The sequence below is a fragment of the Pelagicoccus mobilis genome, from assembly GCF_016595505.1.
GTDB lineage: Bacteria > Verrucomicrobiota > Verrucomicrobiia > Opitutales > Opitutaceae > Pelagicoccus > Pelagicoccus mobilis.
On sequence record NZ_JAENIL010000015.1, the window covers coordinates 50,726 to 75,840 of the forward strand.

Sequence of the window (25,115 nt, forward strand, 5' to 3'; positions counted from 1 at the left end):
GTTAGTGTATTTGTCCGTGTGAAAGAGTTAGCTTGCGATTGGCTCGACTCGCGTGATCCGGGTTGTGCGTCACCAAAACAAGGGCTGTCTGCGTCTCTCCGCAAAGTCCCTGCAAAAGATCCATCACCACCTCGCCTGTCGCTTCATCTAGATTTCCAGTAGGCTCGTCAGCAAGCACTAGCTTGGGGTTCGTCAACAACGCTCTCGCGATCGCAACACGCTGCTTCTCCCCACCGGACAAAGTACCGGGCAACTGATGACAACGATCTCCAAGACCTACCTTGCCCAACAGAGTCTTCGCATCCTCTACATCTTCCGTGCTCAGACCGCCATTCACAATGCGACGGCTCATCAGCACGTTTTGCAAAGTATCAATTTCCGGAACAAGATAGTAAGACTGAAATACGATCCCCAGAAAAGCCCCTCGCCGTCGAGCCAGCTCGTTTCGTCCCAGCGTAGAGATCGATTGGCCACCCCATTTTACGTATCCAGAATCCGGCGACTCGATCCCTGCCAAAACATTCAGCAGCGTCGTTTTCCCGCAACCGGACTCTCCTTGAATACTGACAAACTCCCCTGCGTCGATCGACAGGTTCAGTGACTCAAGCACCTTCAGCGACACCTCTCCAGTCCGGTAGGTCTTCGCGATATCGCCAGCCTGGATCACCGCATCACTCACTACGCAACGCCTCCGCAGGCTTGAGCCACCCAGCTTTAAGAGCCGGCACCAGACCAGCCAATGTAGCAATCGAGACCGTAAGCACCGCGATCACAATCAAATCCACCTTATCGTAATGGACGGGCAAACGAGAAAAGAAGTAGAACTGCATACTTTGCTCCTTACCCCCCATCATCGCGAACAGAGCATTCGTGATTTGGTCTCTAAAACTAAGCACAGTAAAACTCAGCAAATAGCCGATCGCAGTTCCCACAACCCCCACCGAAAAACCCTGCAAGCAAAAACAGGATACGATCTGCCGACTGCTCGCTCCCATCGAGGTAAACAAGCCGATCTCACGTGTCTTCTTGACCACGGAAGTAAACAGCGACGTAGCGATCGAAAAGGAGGCAACCAAGATAATGATCAGCAAAATGAAAAACATCATTCGCTTTTCAAACTGGATGATCGCGAGATACTCCGCATTGCTCTCGATCCAAGTCGACACTCGAAACGGCGCCTCAAAACGCTCCTGCAGCCTTACCGCCGCCTCATCTGGATCAACCCCCTCTTTGAGCTTAACCTTGATCGTATGCACGCCATCCCCCAAGCCATACAGATCCTGCATCGTCCGCAGCGTGCTGATGATCGTATTTTCGTCGATCTTGGCGAAATCAGTTTTGAATACGCCCACAACCGTCAGAAGCTTAGGCAACAAGACCTCATCCTGCTTTAGTCGCTCGATCATCAGCGGTGTATAAACGTCCACTTCATCGCCCACACGCAGCCGCAAGGTATTCGCAACGCCCGAACTGATCAAAATCGAATCATCATCAAGATCGTCCAAGGATCCTGAATACACATAGCGATCGATCGGCACGACTCCTCTCTCCCGCTCGATGTCGATCCCTTGAATCTGCGGCACAATTGGGCGGTTTCCCGCTTTCAACATCACCATCCCGAAGGCAGAAGGCGCTGCAGACTCGACGAGCTCAGATGACTCGAGCAGGTCCATCTTCTCCTCGTAGTCGTCAAATATCCGGCCGTTCATGACCTTCAGGTCGCCAGTCGTCTCAGAGACGACCTCACGAATAGCGTGCCCGAAGCCATTAAAAACGCTCAGCACCACTACCAAAGCCATAGTGCCAAGCACCACGCCCGTGACCGACATCACAGTAAAAAACGGCAAACGCTTTCCTTTTGGAAAGGTGTGACGAATCGCGATGTATAGATACCAAGGCATTGGCCAGCTAGAATTAGTAAGCGGCGGCGGGAAGCAAGGCTAGATATGAGGCGGTTCGGCCTCCCCGAAGACGCGCAAAAAGAAAGGACGCCTTCGAAAAGACGTCCCATCTGAAAAATAGTTCCGTATCCGAGCTCCCCTTACGAACGAAGCTGCGGGTAGAGAATTACGTCACGGATGTTTTCCGCTTCGGTCAACAGGATCACGATACGATCGATCCCCATGCCGAGACCGCCTGCTGGAGGCATCCCGTATTCGAGCGTTTCGAGGAAATCGTCGTCGATGTCCTGCGTTTCCTCGCCGGCTTGCTTCTCAAACATCTCACGCTGCACGTCCGGATCGTTCTGCTCGGAATACGCTGGAGCAATCTCCATGCCGCCAATGCAGAGCTCGAACACGTCGATCGTAGAATCGTCATCCTTGGTCAGCTTAGCCAGAGGGCAAAGCTCCTTTGGCAGGTGCGTCACGAATGTTGGCTGAATGAGGTTCGGCTCGATGAGCTTGCCAAAGACCTCGTTGGAGACCTCGTAATCTTCCCAGTCGGGCTGGCAGTCGAGGCCGAGCTCCTTGGTCTTAGCCAGTTTCTCCTCCTTGGTCTTGGAAAACCAATCCGGATCGCCGACCTTCTCGCAGACGAGATCCTTGTACTTGGCTTCCTTCCACTCGCCCATGAAATCGATGACTTCGCCATCCGGCATCTTGATCTCCTTGCCGCCGAGCACGTCGGTGACGAGGTGGCGAATCAAGCCCTGGATAAGCTCCATCATGCCACGGTAGTCAGAGTACGCTTGGTACACTTCCAACATCGTGAACTCAGGGTTGTGGCGACGAGAGATTCCCTCGTTTCGGAAATTGCGTCCAATTTCGTACACGCGATCAAATCCACCAACGAGCAAACGCTTCAAGTAGAGCTCCAGAGAGATTCGCATGAAGAAATCGCGATCGAGCGTATTGTGGTGCGTCACGAATGGCTTCGCGGCAGCCCCGCCAGCGATGTTCTGAAAAACAGGCGTTTCTACTTCTAGAAAAGAACGCTCTTCCAAGTAACGCCGGATTCCGCTGAGGATGCGGCTTCTATTAAAGAAGCGCTCACGGGATTCCTTGTTCATGATCAGGTCGAGGTGACGCTGACGGTACTTTTGCTCCGCGTCAGTTAGACCATGAAACTTCTCCGGGAGCGGACGGAGCGACTTGGAGACCAGGGCGTACTTCGAAGCTCGAATACTGATCTCGCCTGTCTTCGTCTGGAATAGCTGCCCCTCGATTCCGATGATATCTCCAAGATCCAGCTTCTTAAACTCCGCGTACTCCTCTTCGCCGATACCGTCGAGGCGAACGTAGACCTGGATGATTCCGGTCTGGTCCTGGATTTTGATGAACTGAGCCTTCCCCATCTTGCGTCTCACCGTCAAGCGGCCAGCCACACTCACAGTCGGCTGATCTTCCGGCTCGGCTCCCTCCACGAATGCCGCTACCGCCTCGGTCGCGAAATGCGTCGGCTGAAATTCGGTACGAAATGGGTCCACGCCTTTTTCGCGCAGGTCCGCAAGCTTTTGGCGGCGCACTGCCAATTGGTCGTGGGAAATATCGGACAAGTTTGAGCTCATAATCGTAAACGAGAGGATTAGGCGACTCGTCGCCAAAAGATCAAAGCCTTTCTTCCCGCCGTCGCGCTGCAGGTAAGGATTGTTGCTCATAAAGCATTTGAGGATTGAGTTTTCCTAATACCGACTAATCTCAAGCACCCTTATGACTACGCGTAAGCCAAACTGGCTCCGAGCAAAGCTACCAAGCGGCAAGCAATATAGCGAGGTCCGCAAGATGATCGACAACGGCGGACTGCACACCGTTTGTCAAAGCGCTCAATGCCCCAACATGGGCGAATGCTGGTCTCGTGGCACAGCCACCTTGATGATCCTGGGCAACATCTGTACGCGTTCCTGCAATTTCTGCGCGATCCAAACCGGTCGCCCCACCGAGTACGATATCGGTGAACCCGCCAAAGTCGCTGAAGCCGTCGCCTCCATGAATCTCCGCCACGCGGTGATCACCTCCGTCACTCGCGACGAACTCAAGGACGGTGGAGCTTCCGTGTGGGCCGCAACCATCCGCGCCATCCGGCACCGCTGCCCGGACGTAGCCATCGAAGTCCTCACTCCAGACTTCCGCGGAAAGACTGACCAGCTCGACATCGTGCTCGATGCGGAACCAGACATCTTTAACCACAACGTCGAAACCGTAGAACGCCTGCAAAAGCCTGTTCGCGTGCAGGCCCGCTACGAACGCTCCTTCAAGGTACTCGAACATGCCGCCAAGCGAGGCTTCGTCACCAAGTCCGGTCTCATGCTTGGCCTCGGAGAAACCAAGGAAGAAGTCGAGCAGACGATGCGCGACCTTCGCGAGATCGACACCAAAATCCTCACTCTCGGGCAATACCTCCAGCCTACCAGCAAACACCTGCCAGTGGAACGCTGGGTTACGCCTGAAGAATTCGAAGCCTACAAAACCTACGGCGAATCGATCGGCTACACCAAGGTGGAATCCGGCCCCCTCGTTCGCTCCTCCTACCACGCCGACGAACAGTCATCGCACTTCACCGGAGTCGAAAAACTGAGAGCCTAAAACAGCCCGCCCTCCAACAACTCCCGCCGAACGCTTCCTCTCCCCAAAAATGATTGAATCACTACTCTCGAAACTCGAAGCCCTCGGCCTCTCCCTTCCAGCTGCTGGCGAAGTAAAGGGCAACTACCTGCCTTACGCGATCAGCGGAAACCTGCTCTCGCTCTCCGGCAGCCTGCCAGTCAAGGACGGCGCCATAATCACTGGGCGAATCGGAGGAGACCTAAGCATCGAAGACGGCTACGAAGCGGCGCGCTGGTGCTTCCTGAACGCCCTCGCCCACGCCAGAGTCGCAACAGAGGACTTCGAAAAATTCAGTCGCGTTCTCCATATCGACGGATTCGTAAACGGAGTAGACGGCTTTACCGACGCCCCAAAAATCATCAACGGAGCCTCCGACCTCTCCGTGGAACTGTTTGGCGACGCCGGCCGCCACACTCGAGTGGCCCTATCCTCAAACGGGCTGCCCCTCAACTCAGCCGTGGAGACACGCGTGCTCATTGAGCTTAAATGAACGCTTAGGAACCGCCTCCAAACATAACCACTAGGCCCTCAACGGCTTCCAGAAGCCGATACGCTTCCTCCCCGATCGCCACCAGACACCCTACTTTATTAAAATAATTGTCTCCAATTCCGGATACGACCCCAGCCCCTCCCAAAGCCCTAAACAAAAGGGATGAAGCAGAAAGCCGCCCCCTCGAGCGAATTAAACATTTAAGCAAAACACCCCTTTAAAATGGATCTTTCTCAGCTCGTTATTGACAAACATTCGCAGCTCCTACAAGTGAAGGAATTAAGGAAGCGCTAAAGACTTGCAGTCACCCCACCGCAGCGCCTTTTTGTTCAGCTTTCTCCAGTTTTCCACCCCCCAACAACCCAGTTCCCCTTTGATCCCAGAAAAGTTCACCTTAGTTTCCGTTGCTTCTCCTGGCCGAGAACTGAACCCAGCAACGCCCAACACCCCGCCAAACCAGTCTCCAACCGAGCCCCTTTTGGCCGACAGGAGAAACTATTAGCATTTCCGATTTCCCGTATTAACAGGCCCGCTAACTGCGGTTTCGGCTTTCGCAGCAGCAGCATCGGGCGCAACCCACCCTAAAGTTTCAAGACTATAGCTATCGAAAATCCTTACGACTAAACGTAGACCGTACTATGACTAAGAACAAAGTAGTAAAGTTAATCGCCGCGGGTATCGCACTCGCCGGCACAGCCGCACTCAGCGCGGCGCCTCAACTCGCAGAAACGCGTTCAACCCTAAAAGAATGGGTAGAACTCAAGAAAATCGTTTCCGAGGAGAAGAACGACTGGGCTGTCGAAAAACAGACGCTCCAGGAATCGATCGAGCTCCTCGAAGACGAAATCGAAAAGATCGAAACAGCGATCGAGTCCTACGAGGCTGAAGCGACTGACGCAGAAAAGGCTCGTGACGACCTCACTGCGGAAGAAAACGAACTCAAGCAAGCGTCCGCGATCATCAAGACTGAGATCGTAGACCTCGAAGCCGCCGTACTCGACATCGTCAAGTACCTCCCGACTTCCCTCCAAGACAAGCTATCCATCATCACTCAGCGCATCCCTAAGACGAAGCGTGAAATGGACGCTTCCACTCTTTCAGTTCGCGTGATGAACATCATCGGTGTTCTTACCGAAATCGAAAAGTTCAACAGCCAGCTCACCGTCGTGAACGAAATCAGCGACATCAAGGGCGAGCGCGTCCGTGTTGACACTCTCTACGTTGGTCTCTCCATCGCTTACTACGTCGACGGTACACGAAGCGAAGCAGGCTACATGGTTCCGGCTAAGGACGGCTGGAAGCGTTTCGAAGACAATTCACTCGCTAACGACATCGCCGACGCAGTCGCCATGCAGAAGCGCGAAGCGACAGTACGCTTCGTCGACCTCCCACTCACCGTTACGGAAGTCGAATAAGCACGTACTCGAAACCACTTCAAAAGGATCAATTTTAGATGAAGACTTTGAAAATCACATCAATCGCTATCGCCGCACTCATCGCAGCCGGCACAGCGAACGCACAGAAGACTTTCGCCCAAGTAACCGCTGAAGCGAAGGCTGAACTCAAAGCGGCAGAACAGGAACTCGCTGACCTTCGCAACCAAATCGCGAACGAGAAGATTCCTCTCTCCAACGAGCTAACCACGCTCGAAAGCAAGGTTCTCGAATTCCGTAAGGAACGCGACGAGATGAAGTCCTCCCGCGACAGCAGCGACCTCCGTCTCGAAGACCTCCGTAAGAAAGTTAAGCTTCGCAGCGACGAAAATATCTACCTTCGCAATACGATGGCTGCCTACGTAAAGCAGTTCTCCACTCGTATCCACGCCGCTGAACTTCAGGACTACAAGGAAATCGCTGACACAGCGGAACACCTTGCAGAAAACGAAACAGCGACCGACTCCGAGAAGTTCACCGCTCAGTTGGAAGTCCTCAAGGCCTCCCTCAAGCGCGTTAAGAACATCATGGGCGGCACAACAATCAAGGGCGACGCTCTTGGTAAGAACGGTCTCCAAGTTTCCGGTACCTTCGTACTCGCTGGACCATTCGCTTACTTCGGTGACGGTGGCGAAAACATCGGTTTCGCAGAAGGTGACCACACAAACATCGGTTACCCACTCGTCGTCAACCGCGGTGTTCCACCAGAAGTACTCGCGACAATCGGCAACCTCACTGCTACAGGCACTGGCGCTCACCCAGTTGACCCAACGGAAGGTGACGCGATCAAGATCGCCCTCGTTAGCGAAACTCTCATCGAGCACATCAAAAAGGGTGGCGTCGTAATGTTCCCGCTCCTCGGCATGTTCTTCGTAGCGATCCTCCTCTCAATCTTGAAGTTCTTCGAAATCAAGTCCGTCAAGAGCCCGAAGGCAGGTACGCTCCAGCGCATCCTCGACAGCCTCAACTCAGGCAACAAGCAGCAAGCTCTCGAAGCCGCCAACTCAGTTGACGGTCCATTCGGCGACCTCCTCGTAGCAGGTGTTGAACACGCTGACGAAGATAAGGAAGTCCTCGAGGAAGTTCTCTACGAACGCCTCCTCGCTGCTCAGCCGAAGCTCGAGCGCTTCATCGCCTTCATCGCCCTCACCGCAGCGGCATCTCCACTTCTCGGTCTTCTCGGTACGGTTACCGGTATGATCGATACCTTCAAGGCGATCACTGTTTTCGGTACTGGTGACCCAGCTACCCTCTCCGATGGTATCTCCGTGGCGCTTATCACCACAGAGTACGGTCTTATCGTAGCGATCCCATGTTTGCTCTGTCAGGCACTGCTCACTCGCATCGCGAAGGGCAAGCTCGGCGAAATGGAGCAAGCCTCTGTAGCCTTCGTTAACGGCCTCAACAACAAGAAGTAGTCCGGAAGATCAACACACCCAACGCAAATCAGGCGGTCCGCTCAACCCGCTCCGCCAGATTCAATCGGGAACTAAACAGAAGGAATTAAACGACCATGATGAAGAATAAGAAATCCGCCTCGGCGGGTGAAGCAGCAGGAGATATCAACATCTCCCCGCTCATCGATATGGTGTTCATTCTTCTGATCTTCTTTATTGTAACTACTGTATTCGTTAAAGAGCCAGGCGTCGAAATCGAAAAGCCTTCCGCCGTAAACTCCCTCGACCTCCCCAAGAACGTCATTCTCATCGCGGTAACCGATCAGAACAACGTCTTCTACGGAGGCAAGGACTACGGACTCGGCGGCATTCGCTCACAAGTTCGACGTGTCCTCGCAGGCAACGAAAGCTATCCAGTAATTATCCAAGCGGATCAGAACGCTCAAGCCGGGACAATTGTTCGTCTCGTAGACGAGTGCAAGTTGGCCAAGGCCACCCGCATCTACGTCTCAACCTTAAACTAGCTCGAAGACATGAGAAACCGCAAAAACCTAAACGGTGGGGACGAAGCTACCGACATCAACATTTCCCCGTTGATCGACATGGTCTTCATTCTCCTGATCTTCTTCATTGTCACTACCGTGTTCGTTGAAGAGTCCGGTCTAGCCGCAAATACGCCAGACCCGACCAGCAACCCGGAAAACAACGAAGACAAAGAGCTCGTTAGCTTCCTCGTCCGTCGCAACGGACAAGTTATCTACAAGGAAAAAGACGTCGGCGTCGGTGGCGTCTCTGGCATCGTGGCTCCCGCCATGCGCCAGGACGAACACCCCATCACAGTCAACGTAGAGCCCCAAGCCCGCATGGCCCTGGTCGTCGCAGTCATCGATGCCTGCGAATCAGGAGGAGCTCCTCAAGTGACCATGAAAGCCGTATCCGAATAAGACCCATCACGTAAATTTAAAGAAAAGCAGTTAAAATGATTAGCAGCAAAACAATCAAAGCAGCAGCCTCTGGCTTAATCTGCCTAGCAGGCCTAGCGGGTGCCGCATCCGTGTCTGCTCAGTTCAAAACAGACGAAAAGTTCTGGAACCAGCCACACATTCAGAAGACCTTCGCGGCCTCCTACTCCATCAAAGCGAAAACTGAGCCGGACCTCACCGAAGAGGAACAGCTCGTTGTTAAAAACGTTCTGACCGCCCTTCAAGGAGACCCAGCGACAGGCGTAAAGGCAGACAAGAATCAGGCGCTCACCATGATTCTCGCCGCCATCACTCCTGAAGCAAGCGCCGCTCTCGACTTCATCGCCGCCAACTTCTACGCCGAAAAGAGCGACCTGAAGAACGCAATCAAGTACTACGACAGCGCAGCCAAGAAGCACCCAAGCTTCCTTCGTGCAATCCGTAACGGAGCGATCATGAAGGTTAAGGAAGGTCGCTACGAAGCAGCCCTCAAGGACTTCACCAAAGCCATTGAGCTCGGAGCCAAGGACACCACTACAATGGGTCTTCTCGGCCTCTGCTACGTGAACACCGAAAAGTACTTCTCCGCTGAAACTGCCTACCGCGAAGCGATCGTTCTCGATCCAACCGTTAAGGACTGGCAAGTCGGTCTCGCGAAGTCACTTCTCCAACAGCAGAAGTACGAAGAAGGCATCGCGGTACTCGAGCAGATCCTCGTAGACGATCCAGAAAACGACATCCTCTGGTCTTCCGCTGCAAACGCTTACCTCGGCCTCGAGGACGCTGAAACAGCAGTTGCGATCCAGGAAATCGTTGACCGCCTCGGCAAGTCTACTCCGGATACGCTCATCTTCATGGGCAACATCTACATGTCCCGCAGCCTCAACGAACTCGCGCTGACTTACTTCCAGCGTGCGATCAAGAAGGACAAGAACCAAGATCCGGACGTTTACGTTTCCATCGCGGAAACAATGACAGCTCGCGGTACATACGACGAAGCGACTTCCGTTATCTCCGACATCCGCTCCAGCTTCGGCACCAAGCTCGACGACGATAACAAGCTCAGCATCCTACGCCTCGAAGCCCAAATCGCTCTCGCAACAGGCCAAGGCGAAAAGGTGATCCCAATCCTCGAAGAACTCATCGAGCGTGATCCAATGGACGGCCAAGCCCTCCTTCTTCTCGCCGAGTTCAACTCGAACAAGGGAACAGTCGATGGCTACAACCGTGCTGACCTCTACTACGGCCGTGCCGAAAAGGTACGCGAGTGGGAAGTTCGCGCACTACTCTCCTGGGCACGTTCCTACGTTGCTCGCGAGCAGTTCGGCAAGGCGATTCCAAAGCTCGAGCGCATCCAGGTTCTTGACCCACAAGACCACATCGGCCGCTACCTCGAGCAAGTACGTAAGGTACACATCGCATCGCTCGGTCTCTAGTCGGACCCAAACAATTTGTTCTTAGTCAATATTTCAGCGGAGGCTTCGGCCTCCGCTTTTTTTTGTGCTGGAGGGCAACGCTCCGTGGTTGCCGCGCCCTCATCAAGAACCACACTACCGCCGCTTCCGACGACCGTATCCACGTCTCCCTGACTTCGCCTCGGCCCCGCCATTTTTGAGGGAATCAATCTGGTCGCGCAACAAGGCAGCCCGCTCAAACTCCAGCTTCGCCGCCGCTTCGTCCATTTCGACAGTCAACTCGTCGATGACCGCCTGTACATCGTCATCCTCGCCAACCAGTGCAGCAGCAGTCGAATCCTCTTCCTCGAGCAATTCGCGCAAGCTCTCCTGATCACCTCGCTTAACGCTTCGAGGCGTAATTCCATGCTCTGTGTTGTATTCGATTTGCTTGGACCGACGGTACTCAGTCGTTTCAACCGTACGGCGAATCGAATCCGTTATCACATCCGCGTAAAAAATAACGCGACCTTCTTCATGTCGAGCCGCTCGCCCAGCAGTCTGCACTAAGCTCGTTTCACTCCGCAGAAAGCCTTCCTTATCCGCGTCTAAAATCGCCACCAAAGCGACCTCCGGCAAATCAAGCCCTTCACGCAGCAGATTGATTCCCACCAGCACATCGAATTTACCCGCCCTCAAGCGTCGCAAGATTTCCACACGCTCCAAGGCATCGATATCGGAGTGCAAATACTCTACGCTGATATCCTTCTCGCGAAGGAACGCGGTAATATCCTCGCTCAGACGCTTCGTAAGCGTCGTGACCAATACACGTTCGCCTTTCTCGATAGCCTTTTTAATTTCGGCTATCAAGTCCTCAACCTGTCCTTTCGTCGGACGGATCGTAATCAGCGGATCCAACAACCCAGTCGGACGTATCACCTGTTCCGCGACAACGGAGCTCTTCTCTTTCTCGAATTTAGCAGGAGTCGCTGTCACATAAACAGTCTGCCCGGTGACCTCCATGAACTCCTGAAAGTTCATAGGGCGATTTTCCAGAGCCGACGGAAGTCTGAACCCGTGATCAACCAAAGTCGTCTTACGCGACCTGTCACCCGCGTACATCGCCCCAACCTGAGGAATCGTCACATGACTCTCGTCTACAAAGAGCAGGAAATCCTTCTGGAAAAAGTCGATCAGACAGAATGGCCGCTCGCCAGGAGTTCGGCCTGACAAATGCATGGAATAGTTCTCAATGCCACTGCAAAACCCGACCTCCTGCATCATCTCGATGTCGTAGTTCGTCCGCATGCTCAGCCGCTGAGCTTCCAGCAATTGTCCCTTCGACTCAAATTCCGCAATACGCTCCTTGAGCTCCGACTTAATGTGTCCCACCGCATTCTCCATCTTCTCGCGAGTGGTAACGAACTGGTTTGCTGGATACAGGTGAAACTCCTCCAAGTCCTGCAGCACATTTCCAGTCAGCGGATCAAATTCCGAAATACGCTCGATCTCATCACCCCAAAACTCGACTCGTAAGCCTTTTTCCAAATACGCGGGCATAATATCCACCACGTCGCCACGCACTCTGAACCGGCCTCGTTCTAGATTGATGTCATTACGCTCGTAGAGAATCTCTACCAAGCCGTTTAAAAGCTTCTCGCGCCCCAACTCCTCGCCAACCTTCAAAGGGATCATCAACTCCTGAAAGTCATCAGGCGAACCAAGACCATAGATGCAAGATACGCTAGCGATCACAATGACATCTCTGCGACTGATCAGGCTACTTGTGGTCGAGATTCGAAGGCGATCGATCTCATCGTTGATCGATGAATCCTTCTCGATGTAAGTATCAGAAGAAGGCACATACGCCTCCGGCTGGTAGTAGTCGTAATAGCTGACGAAATACTCGACCGCATTCTCCGGAAAGAAGCGCTTAAATTCTGAATACAGCTGAGCCGCTAGAGTCTTATTATGGGAAATGATAAGCGCCGGGCGATCCAACTCAGCAATGAGATTCGCCATTGAGAACGTCTTCCCGGAACCAGTCACGCCAAGCAGCGTCTGGTATTGGTTCCCATCACGAATCGAATCGAGCAGCGTCTCGATGGCCACCGGCTGGTCGCCAGTTGGCTGATAATCAGAGTTTAACTTAAAAAGCCCCATCCTATACGGAACGAATAGCGAGCCTACGAGACCGCATCCGGATCAGAATCGTAGACCTCTTCGTCCAGCTGCCCTTCACTCTTTGCCACGATACAGGTCACAGCCGCGTCACCGGTCACGTTCACCGCTGTGCGTAACATGTCCAGAATTCGGTCGATCCCCACGATCAAACTAATCTTCTCGATGGGCAAGCCTACCTGATTGAGGACCATGGTGAGCATCACTAAGCCTACTCCCGGAACTCCGGCAGTACCGATCGACGCCAGTGTCGCCGTAACGATCACCATCAAAATCTGGCCCACAGAAAGGTCGATTCCAGAAAGCTGAGCGATAAACACCGTCGCGACTCCCTGCATGATAGCAGTTCCATCCATATTGATCGTAGCGCCGAGCGGAACCGTGAAAGAGGCGGTGGAGTTTTTCACCCCAAGCTTCTTCTCCGCAGTCTCCAGAGTCACCGGCAAAGTCGCGTTGCTGCTCGCCGTACTGAACGCGAAGATCTGCACCTTGTAGAAATTCTTTAAGAACTGAATAGGGCTCAAACCGCTCAGCAGCTTGAGCAAACTTGGGTAAACAACCAGAGCATGAACAATCAACGCCAGTATCACCAAGCCGAAGTACATTCCCAACTGGGCAATCGCTCCTAAGCCCTCATTTGCGAACACCACCGTAATCTTAGCAAATACGCCGTAAGGAGCGATCAGCATCAAAACGGTCACGAGCTTAAGCACGATCTCGTTAAGGTCCTCAAACAGCTTCAATACACGTTGTCCTGGCTCGCCGGATACAACCATCGCCAAGCCAAACAGGATGGAAAAAACGATAATCTGAAGCATGTTTCCTTCCGCCATCGCCTTTACCGGATTCGTCGGAAACATATTCGTAATCACCTGGCAAATCGTCGGAGCTTCCTCCACGGCAACCGCGCTTCCGGAGTCGATCGACTCCAGGCCAACGCCTGGTTTGAAAACGAACGCCAAAGCCATCGCTATCGAAATCGCGATACAGGTAGTGAGCAGGTAAAGAGAAACGGTTTTAAGCCCGATCTTACCCAGCTTTCGCACATCATCCATCGCCGCCGTACCACAGACCAGAGAGACGAAGACCAACGGAACGACGAGAAGCTTCAAGGAGCTGATAAAAATGTCGCCCACCATCTTCAAGAGGCCGCCCAATATCTGGTGCCTTACCAGCGGCTCCTCTTGCCAGCCCAATTGGTTAACAATGATTCCAAGCACAAGGCCAAGAACCATCGCGATCAAAATGTTGCGGGTCAGTTTCGAGTTAGAAATTTCCATAGCGTGTTCCTAGAATTTGGACCTTTTCCGAAAGACAGTATCTATCAAGGACTTTAGGTCGATCTCTTCAAAACTATTTACAGCAAGAGCAACGCCAACATCGAGCAAAGACGAAAGCGGATTAGTCGTCGCGATACCCACAACCGTCATTCCCGCAGCCAATCCTGCTTCAATCCCAGAGAACGAGTCCTCAAACACCACGCAGTTTGCAGGATCTCTCCCTATTCTCTCAGCCGCCTTTAAAAACACCTCCGGATCCGGCTTGCCACGCGACACGTCTCCAGCCGCCACCACTTGTTCGAACATCCCCGACAAGCCGATGATCTCGGTCACCGCGTCAATATTCTCACGAGGAGTCGACGAGCCAACCGCTCTGGCCATGTCCCCTTTCACCAACGATTCCAGAAAAGCCTGCACTCCCGGCAGCGGCTGCAGGCCACTGCGCCGTACGATCTCGCGGTACGCCGCTTCCTTCTCGTCGCCGAGCCGCTTGATCTCATCCGGATCCTCCGACCACTTGAGCAAAGTTGGAATGATCAATTCGTTCCGCTTACCGAAGCCTAGCTTGAAATGCCCCTCAAACAGCGGAAGCCCATTGCGTTCCGCCACGACCTCCCAGCTCTCTTCATGCTGCTGAGACGAATCGACGACAACCCCGTCCCAGTCGAAAATAAATCCAATTTCCTTTTCCATGCCTATTCGCTCCTAAACACCCAACACCTTCAAAACGCCACTCCACAAACCTCTCCAAAAGCGAGAGGCCTGATTCGCTTCCTCTTCTGTGATCTCCTGACAGATAAACGCTCCTTTTCCTCGAAAAACATCATCGAACAATGGGTTAAATCCTCGAAAATACGACCAAAACGTTTCCGCCCGAACAACCCCGTATCCAAGATCTGGAGTGAACCCGATCGTCGCGATCTGATTTGAGCGCCGTCCTTGCTCGGACCCCGTATTCATTTCCTCAAATCGTACGCCGCGAACTCCGCTAACGACGACCGCACTCGCGCCTTCGAAAATGAAATAGCGAAACTGGAAACTCAACCAAGCCTGAGGGTGAAACAAACGCCAACGCCGAGTAATTTTCACCCTCTCGCCGCTACGCGAAATCAAGCCAGCAACAGAACTCGGCCGAATCACCATCTTTCCCCCTTCTGGAATCTCCACGATCGCTACCTCTAGCTCCGCCCGACGTTGAGGCGAAACCGTGACATTCCCTGCGTTCCCATCCATTCCCGAAAATTCCACCATTTCGGTCAGGCCCGCCGCTAAGCAAGTTGCAGGTATCGACCAATCCAGTACAAAGCGAGTTTGCTTGGACAAGCACTCGTCCGACGCTTGAAGATAGGACTCCTTCACCCAAAGCTTCTGACCTTTCTCCAAATTTACAGACGCGGACACCCCCGCTTCCGAAAGCTCCGGAAGCGGCAGCGTTTCTTTCCAAAGTCGAATCGGCCCCGCGATAGCCAGAACGGGAGCCCAAAGATAGAACGCAAAGAGCTTCCACAATACAGGCAGCAAAATCGCGCTTGCCAGCGCCACCACAAGATAGGGCTTCATCCGTACCCACGCTTCCTCGAGATGTTCGACAAAGCGAGAAGACTCACCTTCAAGCTCACTGATCCTCCCCTCGAGTCCCCGAGCTTCATCGCTAAAGGCGATTCGATCTATCCTTTCCTGCGATTGCTCAGAGGTAAGCTTCTTACGACGCTCGATCTCCGTTAGCCTGTCCGCCTTCGCTTGCTCCAACTCGGCTTCGACTTCCGCTCGCTCTTCGGAACTCATCGTAAACAGACGTTCAATGCTCTTCAAAATCCCGTCACGAAACTCTATAGCACGCTCCAAAGCCTCGATGTTTCGACGAGCCGACTCGATTTCCTCGCCGAGCTCAATCAGACGCTTATGCGAAGTCTCTAACTCCGCATAAACCACGCTTGCTCGCTCTTGCAGTTGAGAAAGCTCCGCGACCCGCTCTCCTTCGTCTGAATAGCTCCGCTTAACGAATATCCAGAGAGCGAATACACCGATGGCCAATGCCGCTACAGTCGCCCAAACGATTCCCTTCCCCAGAAACCATTTGGCAAACTTAAGCAGAATCAGCGGCATCGCTTCATCAATAAATATAGATCTAGACGTCGCGTTCGACTCTCGGAGCAACGAACTCCAGAAGGCTCTGCAACGACTCCTCTACGCTCTGGGCTTCTGTATCGATTACCAAGTCGCTCGTCTCCGGCTCCTCAAATCCAGAATCCTTGCCCGTGAAATTTGGAACCAGCCCTTTCTCTACCTTCGCATAAAGCCCCTTCACGTCCCGCTCCTTGCATGTTTCGAACGACGCCTTCACGTAAATCTCGATCAGATTCTCCTTGCCGATAACCTCCCGAGCGAGCGTGCGGAGCTCTTCGGTCGGAGTGATAAACGAATTGAGAGTGATCATCCCCGAATCCGCAAAAAGCTTCGAAACTTCGGCGATTCGTCGGATGTTTTCCCGTCGGTCGTCCTCGCTGAATCCAAGCCCCGCGTTCAATCCCGTGCGGATATTGTCCCCGTCCAGCACGTACACGTGCTTCCCTGCATTGTAGAGGGATTTCTCCAAAGCGATTGCCAAGGTGCTTTTGCCAGAACCTGATAAACCGCACAGCCAAACCACTTTTCCTTTTTGGCCTAATGAAACCTCTCGGTCCGCCTGAGTGAGAAGTCGGTCAGAAATCGGGTGTAAATTCTCGTCCATATCTGCTGCGAATACTCTGCGAAGCACGTCCAAGCGCAAGCCTAAGACGCGAAGCTAATCACTCCGGCCAAGCACGGCGCCGATTTCCGCAATCCTCTGCGCTACCAAAGGCTTCAATGCCGAATGATCGTCATCAGGTAAAGTCGCGTAGTGTTTTTTCAGATACTCGTACGCTTCGAGAGTTCGACCATTCTCGACGAGGAGTTCCGCGTATACACGACTCACGAAATACGGAGAATTGCTCTTTTCCAACGCCTCGCCGAACTGAGCGATCGCATTTTCCAGATCCCCCAACTTCTGCCAGTAAATAGTGCCCCGCTCCAAAGGAATCTCATACCGGTCCTCCAATTCCGCCGGTGCTTTATCCAAAAATCTTAAAGCGCGCCTGCCTTGCTTCAAACGGATGGCGACTCCTTCAGCATCCGATTCGTCATAGAGCCGCTCCATCTCGTCATCGCCCACCTGCCACACGGGCATGTCGTTCGCAATGATTCGAGCTCCATCTATCCAGAAATAAAGCGAGTTCGGGTTGAGAGCGACCGCTAGCTGCATCTTCTCCAAGACTTCGTTTACCCGTCGGTACTGCCACTCACCATACATCGCGATCCAAACGAGATTCGCCGCCACATTGCGGTAGCCTCCTAGCACAGCCAAGGAAACGCCTTGCCCTAAGTTTCCGGACAATCCCGCCAAAACCTGAACATCCGACTCTCTCGCAACCTCCCGCTCCAACGGCCGAACCAGCACCCCCACCAAAAGCGAAGCTGCCAACCAGACGAGAAAAAGCCGCACCCTAAAACTCACGATTCTTCAGTACTAACGCCGCAAGACATCCATACAATGTAGCGTAAACGCCAGCATACAGAACTAAACCAACAACCTGGCCTCCATCAAAAGAGGAGGCCCCAAATGCTGCCGCTCCCAAATCAAATAGCCTCAAGTCAGGAACGATCAACGAGAGAAAGCCAGAAACCGAAAACAAAGACGCCTCCCCCTGGTTCCATTGCTCTACCAACACGCCCCTCAATTGACCGATTATCCACGCAAAAAATCCCATGAACACAGCAAACATTGAAGAGCTGGCGTAGCTTGAGAAAAATGCAGTGATACACGCCAAGACCATCAGCCGCATACACTGCATCGCCGCGAAAAGCAATACTCCCAGATAATTGATCGAATCCTCGCTCGCGATTTCGCTACCCGATCGGGCGATTATCTGAGACTCCCGTATCCACAAAGCCAATATCAACGCCAAAGCGAGCATGCCGACGAAACAGCAAACCGTCCCCCACGCGCCAATCAGTTTCCCAAGCAAGAACTCTCCTCGCGAAACAGGTTTCGCCAAAATCGGAAGTACTGTGCGATGCTCGATCTCCCCAAAAATCAACTGCACTGTAGCCACTACCGCTACGATCGAGCCAAACAAGGTCATCGCCCCAAAGCCGAAGTCAGCGATGAATCGAAGCTCACCGCTCCCGAGGTTGAACTCCTGAAAATACAAGCCGCCGGCCAACGATACAACTCCAGTAACAAGCAGCAGCAAGAACAGGCGCATCCGAATCGCTTCTCGAAACGTGTTCCCCGCAATCGCGAGCGTCCTCTGAATTGCGGCCCTCACTCGCCCTCCTCCTGATTCGAATCTTCTCTCACCAATCGTCGGAAAAGGTCCTCAAGATCGTTTCGTCCCGGTCTCACGCGTCCACCTCTCTCTCGAGCGAAGCTTACCACTTCCTGGCGCTCCCTCTCATCCAAGCCATCCAATTCCAAAGCAGAGTCATCGCCATCTCCAAGGAGATCTTCGATTTTGCCGTGGGCCAGCAATCGCCCCCTATTAAGGATTCCCACGTGATCACACAGATCCTGCACTTGCGTCAGCAAATGCGAACAAAGCAGCACCGTCTTCCCCTGCTTCTTAAGCGAAACGACAAACTCCCCCACTTCCGCCGCCCCGACCGGATCCACTCCAGCGGTCGGCTCGTCTAAAATCAGGATATCGGGATCCCCAACCAGTGCCTGAGCAAACCCAAGACGCTGCAACATCCCTTTCGAATAAGTGCCCACCTTTCGATCCATAGCGTCCTCGAGGCCAAATCGAACAAGCAACTCCACGATCCGCTCTTCCAACAGTCTCTTCTTTATACCAAGCAACGTTCCGAAAAAACGCATCAACTCACGACCGCTTAGAAAGCTATGATAATAGGGCGCGTCCGGCAGGTAGCCGATCCGAGAGCGAGCCTCACGGGAATCCGGAGACAAGCCAAAGATCGAAGCACTCCCGGCAGAAGGCTTCGATAAGCCTAGCAACATTCGAATGGTGGTGCTCTTTCCAGAACCGTTCGGACCAAGGAGTCCGTAGACGGAATTTTCTCGAATCGAGAGCGTCAAATGATCAACGGCCCGCAAATACTTCCCTCGCTCTGCGAGCGAGAAGTCCTTAGTGAGCCCTTCTAGCTCAATCGCCTGGACCTCGTTTGCCAACTAAGCGATGCGGAAGGTTGTGAAGACTTTGTGACGAATCCCGTCGCTCAACTCGGTCTTTCGCACAAAAGCGTCCAGTTCGTCTTCGATCGTGGCGATCATGCCACGGCACTCAGACTCTTCTCCCTCGATCTCCAGCTCTACTCGACCATCCGCCAAATTCTTAACAAACCCCGTAACTTCGTACCCTTTGGCGATTTGAGCCGTCGAGTACCGGAACCCCACTCCTTGCACGTGGCCCGAAAAGTAGGCGAGAAGAAAAAACGTCGAGTCTGGATCGTTCATAAGCCCCTTATAAACAGCTATAAACACGAACCTCCAGCGAATTTTCTCCATTATGAAAATTCACAGGAACTAATAACTATGTGAATAACGTATCAGAAATAATAACTAAAAGTATTCGGTTGCATCGCTGAGGGCATCCCCATACGTTCCCGCGTCTTTTTAAAAAGCCTGTCAACAGACGCATGGGAAACTACGAAAGCGACGCCAATCCAAACGAAGAATGGGAAGATAGCTGGGAAACCGGCTATAACGAATTTAGCTGGGAACAGTATCTCCAGGCCGAAGGCCAAGAGGTTACCAAATACCAGGCCATCTACAGCAAGCTGATCCGTAGCGCCAACAGGCTCGACGAAGTGGCCCTCTACATGGGCTGGCAACCAAATGCGGACAATCAAGATCCAGAACGCCCGCAAGAAGAGAGCCCCAAGGCGACTCACCCCTACACTTTGCACCGCCATCCTCTGTTCGTATCCAGCAAAGCCCTTCACGGCTGGCTCATCGAACAATGGGGACGTCGTATCTCACTCGCCCCTGAAGCCGTCGACGCAAGTTCAGCGCTCGCGTACCAGTCTACTCTAACCGAGTCGGACTACTACGGCCTTCTAGCAGTGACTGCCCTAGATATAGATGATTTCGCTTTGGCGATCGCCTACTTCAAACGAGGTATGGTCTCGCTCAACAAAGCGCTCGGCATGCTCTCCGACTTCGACTCCCTGCAGATCGAAGCCGTCTCGCTCTACGCGAAACACGCTCGAATTCGCCTTTTCGACATTCGAGAAATCTGGCTACGAGTCACCTCCGATTGTCGAGCGACCATCGCGAGAGGCTCAGAGGAAGACTAGGCTCCTGCCCCCACCGGCCGCGCTTCCTTAGCCAACCCACCTCCTCCACCCACCCACGATCCTATTCCTAAACCGCCATGACTCAAAAGAGATCTAAGGTATCCGCTTTGATCCAAGGAGCCCTCTGTCCAGAACGCAGACAAACCCGCTCCCTCCTTCGCAAGGCATCCCGTGGCAATGTACACGCATTCATGCAGGCGGTGACGCCGTACATGAGCCTCGTCTCAGAGTATCTTTACCTCGCCGGCTTCACTGAACAAAAAGCGCGCCTCCTCGAGCTTACTCGCGTGCTTTGCGATTGCTGGCGCTACCTTCCCTACACTCGACGCGTTTCCGACTTCGAACGCTTTCTCCAGGTCCGTCTGGAGCGCTCACAAGAGCAGGCCGTTCCAAGCTTTGACGGCGTCCATAAAGTGCTCAACGGCTTGAGCCATGATGGCCGCTTCCTCCTCGTCGCTCGCGTATTCCATGATTGGAGCCACAAAGCGCTAAAACTCTCCCTGAGAACACGCACAAGCGAAATCCGCGAAACTCTCCTCAATCTTCGTTGCGCCCTCTGCGGCGTCGAAACCGACAAGCTTAGCTACGTCGAGCTCGCCCAGGTCTCCCGCGTAAACGAAATGCTGGAAGGCACCCACTCCGACAAGATCTGCCGGAAGATCGAAAAGGAAGTCGGCAACCAATACCACGCCCTCCAATTCAAGGCAGATTGGCTCGTGTATCGTTGCGAACTGGCGGACCTCCAAACGGAGATGACTCTCAATGGCGAACAGATTGCTGAACTGTCTGATGCGACCATCAAACAGATCAAGCAGCAACCCATGGAAAAGCCCCGTCTCTACGACAGCTTGATCAACCAGATCTCATTTAATCGCCTCCCGTTGCTTTAGGAGGGGTTCTTGGAGCGAATTTCAGCCCGAACCTTGCTCGCCTATCTAGCAGACCGTACTTAGCGGAAAAGCAAGGTAGGCAAACGGCAATCACGCAGGATTTCAGTTGTCGTGCTTCCGATAATCAAGTGACGGATTTTCGAGTGACCATACGCCCCCATGGCGAGCATGTTGATTCCCATCTCTTGTGCGTACTCGGATAAAGTCGGAGCGATAGCTCCGTGCAGCATTTGGCAATTCACGCTCAATCCAGCAGAGCGCAAACGGTCTTCAGCTGCCTTCAATTCCGCCAACACTTCCGACTCGCCATCTTTTTTGGATACACTGACCAAGTGCAGCTCGATATCCGAAAACGCATCAGAATTGCACAGGTAATCCACGGCAGCATTGCAGCTCGGAACATTCTCATACGCGAGAAGCAGCTTCTCCACGGGCTGAAACGAACGCGAAGCCACTAGACAAGGTCGCCCAGAAGCACGGACGACTCGTTCCATCGTCGAACCCAAATGTTCGGCAGCAAAATTCGCGTTTTCGCCACGCTTTCCAATGACCACAAGCTCTGCCGACTCCTCAAGGTCACTCAAGGAATCGACCAGAAAACCTGTCTTGTGGATACGAGTGATCTCCCCTTCGTATCCAGAGGATCGCATCTGCGATTCCGCCTGCTCGAGAACTAGCTTCGCCTTTTGCTCTTCCAGCTGCTGCAGCTCTCCCATGATCGACTGGTAGGGCTGCAGGCCAAGACTGCCACTCAGATCCGCGACAAAAGGAACTTCGAATTGTCGCAGATCCGTGACGTAAACAATGTCGATTGACGCCTCCAGTCGTTGAGCTGCCCAAGCCGCGTATTCGCAGCAACTTTGCGAGTATTGGGAGCCGTCGATACAGGCGAGAATCTTCATTGGACTACATTAACGTTAGAAAATTGTATTGGAAGGAACGACCGTATTCTTGGTCACTATCACCACGCCATCTCTCACGAAGATGCCGTTCTTTTCGTACATGTCCGCTTTGCCCTCCGGGTTCAGCTTCACATTGTCGCCGATTCGAGCGCCTTTATCGATGATCGCGTTCTTGATCTCGCAATTGAGCCCAACGCCTATGTCAGGTCGCCCGAGCTCCTTGTTCTTTCTGCGATCGCTCGAACTTTCGAAAGAATCCGCTCCCATCATAATCACGTTCTCCAGACGCGTGCCTTCGCGCAGGACTGAACGGATACCGATTACGCAGCGCTTCAAATAGGAGTCAGTGATAATACAACCATCGCCGATAATCACGTGGTTGATGGAGCAGCGGTTGATCTTGCTCGCCGGCAAATATCTAGCGCGAGTGAAAATAGGACGTCCACGGGAGAAGAAGTTGAACTGCGGCATCGGATCTGCGAGCTGCAGATTCGCGTCGAAGAACGCCTTAACCGTTCCGATATCTTCCCAGTATCCTTCGAACACATGAGCGCGTAGCTTGGAGTTGCCCAAAAGCGAGGGGATAACTTCCTTGCCGAAGTCAGTCATCGAATTGTCGAGCGCGTCGATCATGGTCTCGCGATTGAAGACATAAATGCCCATCGACGCCAAACAGCAGTCTTCCGCATTCTTAGTCTTCAAATCCCCCGCGATCTCACTTGGGATTTTCAAGCCCTCAATCACCTTCGGGTCGCTTGGCTTTTCGACAAACTCCGTGATTTCCTGCGACTTCGATACACGCATCAGACCGAGGCCTTCGACGCTGTCAGCAGGGAACGGAATCGCGGCGACCGTCACGTCCGAGCCGCTCTCGATGTGCTCCTCGATGATCTTGTCGTAGTCCATACGATACAACTGGTCTCCCGAAAGGATAATAACGTAATCGTAGTCGCTACCAGTAAAGTGATGGATGTTCTGTCGAACAGCGTCCGCAGTGCCTTGGTACCAACTGTCACCCTTTTCCGTCTGTTCCGCCGAGAGGATATCAACAGTCCCTCCAGCAAACGGATCAAAGCGGTAGGTCTCCTGAATGTGCCGATGCAACGAGGCCGTGTTGAACTGAGTCAGCAAATAGATGTTGTTGATACCTGAATTCAGACAGTTGCTGATCGGGATATCGACGAGGCGATATTTGCCAGCAAGCGGTACAGCAGGCTTACAACGTTCTTTGGTCAGAGGATACAAGCGGGTGCCACGGCCCCCACCCATAATTACGGCGATTGCTTTTTTGTGCATGATTTTCTCTAAGAGGATTCGGAATCAGAGACTTCCGTAGTATACCCTATCCGTAATGCGTGACTTCACAACTACAAATCCAAGAAGAGTTTGTGAAATCGACGCAACACCCCGTCAAAAACGAAGCAAACACGTATCCAAAAGTTTTGGACCCTAGCTAATTCAGAATTCCAATCGCGGAATCAGCTAAAAGCGTTAATCCGGTCGCAAACCAACTTCGCCGCCGTCTTTACCGCACTCCGGGTCGAACGGATCTGCAACCACTCAAGCTGGGTGGTGAGAATCGCTTTCACGTTTGGACGCAAGTCCTCCGCTGTTCCCTTTGTTTCCAACTCCGGCAGCCCCGCCAATGCGCGGATTTCTTTGATGTTGGTAAGCTGGAAGATCATGAAATCTCGAACGCTCACTCGCCCATCCGCGTTAGTCGGACACCCAGCATCCAATGAAAGCTGCACCCACCCTCGCGAACATTTCAGTCGAGTTGCGATCTCATCGATCGTCAGTGGGCTTTCATCGGCCTTTTGCATAAACAAGATTTAACTCATGCAAACGCAGTTCTGTAAAGACTTTGTAAACAAGGATGTAGCCTAGGGGAAGGCCTGAGCAATAAACGCAAAAAGGCGCCGAACCCCACTAAGGAATCCGACGCCTTGAAAATGTTTACCGATTTTCGACCAAGCTAACGGATCATACCCGCAGCGACCGTCTCGTTGGTGAACGCGTCCACCAACACGAAGGAGCCAGTCACACGGTTGCGCTTGTAGCTATCGTAGCAAAGCGGAGCCGCGGTACGGATAGTGATGCGGCCAATGTCGTTGAGCTTAAACTCGTTGTCGCCCTCGATCTTGTGCAGCGTGTTGATGTCCACCTTGTACTTCACGTCACGGATCAGAGCCTTGGCCTCCTTGGCGCAGTGGCGGATAACGAACTTGCCACGTGGATTGAGCGGCTTGTCCGAAAACCAGCAGATCATCGCGTCGATGTCCTGCCCGACCGAAGGCGGGTTGTTCGGCTTGGCAATCATATCACCGCGGCTGATGTCGATCTCGCGGTCGAGCGTCATGGAAATGCTCAGGGGCGAGTACGCCTCCTCGAGTTCGCCATCCGCTGTATGCAGAGCCTTGACCTTCGCCTCGAAGCCGGACGGATAAACGACCACGTCGTCACCTGGCTTGAAAACGCCGCCCGCTACGCGGCCCGCGTAACCGCGGAAATCGTGGTACTCGTCGCTGTGCGGACGGATAACCCACTGGACAGGAAGGCGGGAGTCGATGTGGTTTGCGTCTGGTCCGACATAGAGGGTTTCGAGGTGGTAGAGAAGCGTCGGCCCTTGGTACCAGGTCATGTTCTCTGACTTCTCGACCACGTTGTCGCCCTTCAGTGCGGAAATCGGGATGAAGGAAATCTCGACGATATTGTCCAAACGGGACGCGAACTTCTGGAAGTCCTCTTTGATCTTATTGAACGTATCTTCAGACCAATCAACCAAGTCCATCTTGTTGACGGCGATCACCACGTGCTGGATACGAAGCAGGTTCGCGATGAAGCTGTGGCGGCAGGTCTGCTCGATGACCCCCTTGCGGGCGTCGACGAGAATGATGGCGAGATTGGCCGTGGACGCGCCGGTCACCATGTTGCGGGTGTACTGGATGTGACCCGGCGTGTCGGCGATGATGAACTTGCGGCGAGGCGTCGCGAAGTAGCGGTAGGCCACGTCGATCGTGATTCCCTGCTCGCGCTCGGCGCGAAGGCCGTCGGTGAGAAGAGCGAGGTTCACGTGCTCGTCGCCACGCTGCTTGGAGGTGTTTTCGATGGACTCGAGCTGGTCCTCGAAAATCGCTTTGGAGTCGTACATGAGACGACCGATGAGGGTCGACTTTCCGTCATCCACCGAACCTGCGGTAGTAAAACGGAGGAGATCCATGTCGAGGTAGCCTTTTTCCTGAGAGCTTTCTTCTGTGCTCATAACTTTATTTGGAAATCTGTAATTATAGTGTGGTTACGCTGCCA

At 53.3% G+C, this 25,115-nt stretch carries 25 protein-coding genes; 9 read left to right on the top strand and 16 right to left on the bottom strand.

Annotated features, from left to right (window positions below; genetic code table 11):
• Window position 1: 1 nt before the first annotated feature.
• The 3 genes from JIN87_RS09665 to lysS form a co-directional block, all read right to left on the bottom strand.
• Window positions 2-679, bottom strand: coding sequence for an ABC transporter ATP-binding protein (locus JIN87_RS09665; protein ID WP_200355352.1), 678 nt, complete (start codon window positions 677-679; stop codon window positions 2-4).
• On the bottom strand, window positions 672-1,901 hold the full coding sequence (locus JIN87_RS09670) for an ABC transporter permease (protein ID WP_200355353.1): 1,230 nt from the start codon (window positions 1,899-1,901) through the stop codon (window positions 672-674). Before JIN87_RS09670 ends, JIN87_RS09665 begins: the two co-directional genes overlap by 8 nt.
• A 140-nt stretch (window positions 1,902-2,041) precedes the next feature.
• The gene (lysS, locus tag JIN87_RS09675) at window positions 2,042-3,508 is read right to left on the bottom strand and encodes a lysine--tRNA ligase (RefSeq protein ID WP_200355415.1); all 1,467 of its coding nucleotides are present in this window, start codon (window positions 3,506-3,508) and stop codon (window positions 2,042-2,044) included.
• Window positions 3,509-3,650: 142 nt separating this feature from the next.
• Here lysS and lipA point away from each other — a divergent pair, with 142 nt between their 5' ends.
• From lipA to JIN87_RS09710, 7 genes are all read left to right on the top strand, one after another.
• Window positions 3,651-4,523: a lipoyl synthase gene (gene lipA, locus JIN87_RS09680; RefSeq protein ID WP_200355354.1), complete on the top strand. Its 873-nt coding sequence runs from the start codon at window positions 3,651-3,653 to the stop codon at window positions 4,521-4,523.
• 49 nt (window positions 4,524-4,572) lie between these two features.
• Window positions 4,573-5,034 (top strand): RidA family protein, encoded by a 462-nt coding sequence (locus tag JIN87_RS09685; RefSeq protein ID WP_200355355.1) that lies wholly within the window; start codon window positions 4,573-4,575, stop codon window positions 5,032-5,034.
• A 638-nt stretch (window positions 5,035-5,672) separates the two neighbouring features.
• The gene (locus tag JIN87_RS09690; RefSeq protein ID WP_200355356.1) at window positions 5,673-6,449 is read left to right on the top strand and encodes a DUF3450 family protein; all 777 of its coding nucleotides are present in this window, start codon (window positions 5,673-5,675) and stop codon (window positions 6,447-6,449) included.
• Window positions 6,450-6,487: 38 nt separating this feature from the next.
• Window positions 6,488-7,885 carry a MotA/TolQ/ExbB proton channel family protein gene (locus tag JIN87_RS09695; RefSeq protein ID WP_200355357.1) on the top strand — a complete coding sequence of 466 codons (1,398 nt, stop codon included), beginning with the start codon at window positions 6,488-6,490 and terminating at the stop codon, window positions 7,883-7,885.
• A gap of 95 nt (window positions 7,886-7,980) precedes the next feature.
• Window positions 7,981-8,388, top strand: coding sequence for an ExbD/TolR family protein (locus JIN87_RS09700; protein WP_234033327.1), 408 nt, complete (start codon window positions 7,981-7,983; stop codon window positions 8,386-8,388).
• A 9-nt stretch (window positions 8,389-8,397) separates the two neighbouring features.
• Window positions 8,398-8,808 carry an ExbD/TolR family protein gene (locus tag JIN87_RS09705; protein WP_200355358.1) on the top strand — a complete coding sequence of 137 codons (411 nt, stop codon included), beginning with the start codon at window positions 8,398-8,400 and terminating at the stop codon, window positions 8,806-8,808.
• Between the two features lie 35 nt (window positions 8,809-8,843).
• Window positions 8,844-10,262 carry a tetratricopeptide repeat protein gene (locus tag JIN87_RS09710; RefSeq protein WP_200355359.1) on the top strand — a complete coding sequence of 473 codons (1,419 nt, stop codon included), beginning with the start codon at window positions 8,844-8,846 and terminating at the stop codon, window positions 10,260-10,262.
• A 114-nt stretch (window positions 10,263-10,376) separates the two neighbouring features.
• On the opposite strand, the gene uvrB is transcribed toward JIN87_RS09710, so the two are convergent.
• Genes uvrB through JIN87_RS09755 form a run of 9 tightly spaced genes read right to left on the bottom strand, consistent with a single transcriptional unit; the run spans window position 10,377 to window position 19,175 of the window.
• On the bottom strand, window positions 10,377-12,383 hold the full coding sequence (gene uvrB, locus JIN87_RS09715) for an excinuclease ABC subunit UvrB (RefSeq protein ID WP_200355360.1): 2,007 nt from the start codon (window positions 12,381-12,383) through the stop codon (window positions 10,377-10,379).
• 23 nt (window positions 12,384-12,406) lie between these two features.
• A complete protein-coding gene (locus JIN87_RS09720; protein ID WP_200355361.1) occupies window positions 12,407-13,681 on the bottom strand; it encodes a dicarboxylate/amino acid:cation symporter in 1,275 nt (424 codons plus the stop codon).
• A 9-nt stretch (window positions 13,682-13,690) separates the two neighbouring features.
• Window positions 13,691-14,374: an HAD family hydrolase gene (locus JIN87_RS09725; protein ID WP_200355362.1), complete on the bottom strand. Its 684-nt coding sequence runs from the start codon at window positions 14,372-14,374 to the stop codon at window positions 13,691-13,693.
• A 12-nt stretch (window positions 14,375-14,386) separates the two neighbouring features.
• Window positions 14,387-15,787, bottom strand: coding sequence for a hypothetical protein (locus JIN87_RS09730; RefSeq protein ID WP_200355363.1), 1,401 nt, complete (start codon window positions 15,785-15,787; stop codon window positions 14,387-14,389).
• Between the two features lie 22 nt (window positions 15,788-15,809).
• The gene (gene cysC, locus JIN87_RS09735) at window positions 15,810-16,412 is read right to left on the bottom strand and encodes an adenylyl-sulfate kinase (RefSeq protein WP_200355364.1); all 603 of its coding nucleotides are present in this window, start codon (window positions 16,410-16,412) and stop codon (window positions 15,810-15,812) included.
• 54 nt (window positions 16,413-16,466) lie between these two features.
• Window positions 16,467-17,216 (bottom strand): tetratricopeptide repeat protein, encoded by a 750-nt coding sequence (locus JIN87_RS09740; protein ID WP_200355365.1) that lies wholly within the window; start codon window positions 17,214-17,216, stop codon window positions 16,467-16,469.
• Window positions 17,206-18,030 carry an ABC transporter permease gene (locus tag JIN87_RS09745; protein ID WP_200355366.1) on the bottom strand — a complete coding sequence of 275 codons (825 nt, stop codon included), beginning with the start codon at window positions 18,028-18,030 and terminating at the stop codon, window positions 17,206-17,208. The genes JIN87_RS09740 and JIN87_RS09745 overlap by 11 nt, the downstream gene beginning before the upstream one ends.
• On the bottom strand, window positions 18,027-18,890 hold the full coding sequence (locus JIN87_RS09750; protein WP_200355367.1) for an ABC transporter ATP-binding protein: 864 nt from the start codon (window positions 18,888-18,890) through the stop codon (window positions 18,027-18,029). The genes JIN87_RS09745 and JIN87_RS09750 overlap by 4 nt, the downstream gene beginning before the upstream one ends.
• Window positions 18,891-19,175, bottom strand: coding sequence for an acylphosphatase (locus JIN87_RS09755; RefSeq protein WP_200355368.1), 285 nt, complete (start codon window positions 19,173-19,175; stop codon window positions 18,891-18,893).
• Between the two features lie 182 nt (window positions 19,176-19,357).
• On the opposite strand from JIN87_RS09755, the gene JIN87_RS09760 reads away from it, so the two are divergent.
• Window positions 19,358-20,017 (top strand): hypothetical protein, encoded by a 660-nt coding sequence (locus JIN87_RS09760; protein WP_200355369.1) that lies wholly within the window; start codon window positions 19,358-19,360, stop codon window positions 20,015-20,017.
• Window positions 20,018-20,094: 77 nt separating this feature from the next.
• Window positions 20,095-20,907 carry a hypothetical protein gene (locus JIN87_RS09765; protein ID WP_200355370.1) on the top strand — a complete coding sequence of 271 codons (813 nt, stop codon included), beginning with the start codon at window positions 20,095-20,097 and terminating at the stop codon, window positions 20,905-20,907.
• A gap of 59 nt (window positions 20,908-20,966) precedes the next feature.
• Here JIN87_RS09765 and JIN87_RS09770 read toward each other — a convergent pair whose 3' ends face one another.
• The 4 genes from JIN87_RS09770 to JIN87_RS09785 form a co-directional block, all read right to left on the bottom strand.
• A complete protein-coding gene (locus JIN87_RS09770) occupies window positions 20,967-21,809 on the bottom strand; it encodes a universal stress protein (RefSeq protein WP_200355371.1) in 843 nt (280 codons plus the stop codon).
• Between the two features lie 15 nt (window positions 21,810-21,824).
• On the bottom strand, window positions 21,825-23,105 hold the full coding sequence (locus JIN87_RS09775; protein WP_234033328.1) for a glucose-1-phosphate adenylyltransferase: 1,281 nt from the start codon (window positions 23,103-23,105) through the stop codon (window positions 21,825-21,827).
• A gap of 182 nt (window positions 23,106-23,287) precedes the next feature.
• Window positions 23,288-23,632 carry a hypothetical protein gene (locus JIN87_RS09780; RefSeq protein WP_200355372.1) on the bottom strand — a complete coding sequence of 115 codons (345 nt, stop codon included), beginning with the start codon at window positions 23,630-23,632 and terminating at the stop codon, window positions 23,288-23,290.
• Window positions 23,633-23,784: 152 nt separating this feature from the next.
• On the bottom strand, window positions 23,785-25,071 hold the full coding sequence (locus JIN87_RS09785; RefSeq protein ID WP_200355373.1) for a sulfate adenylyltransferase subunit 1: 1,287 nt from the start codon (window positions 25,069-25,071) through the stop codon (window positions 23,785-23,787).
• Window positions 25,072-25,115 lie beyond the last annotated feature (44 nt).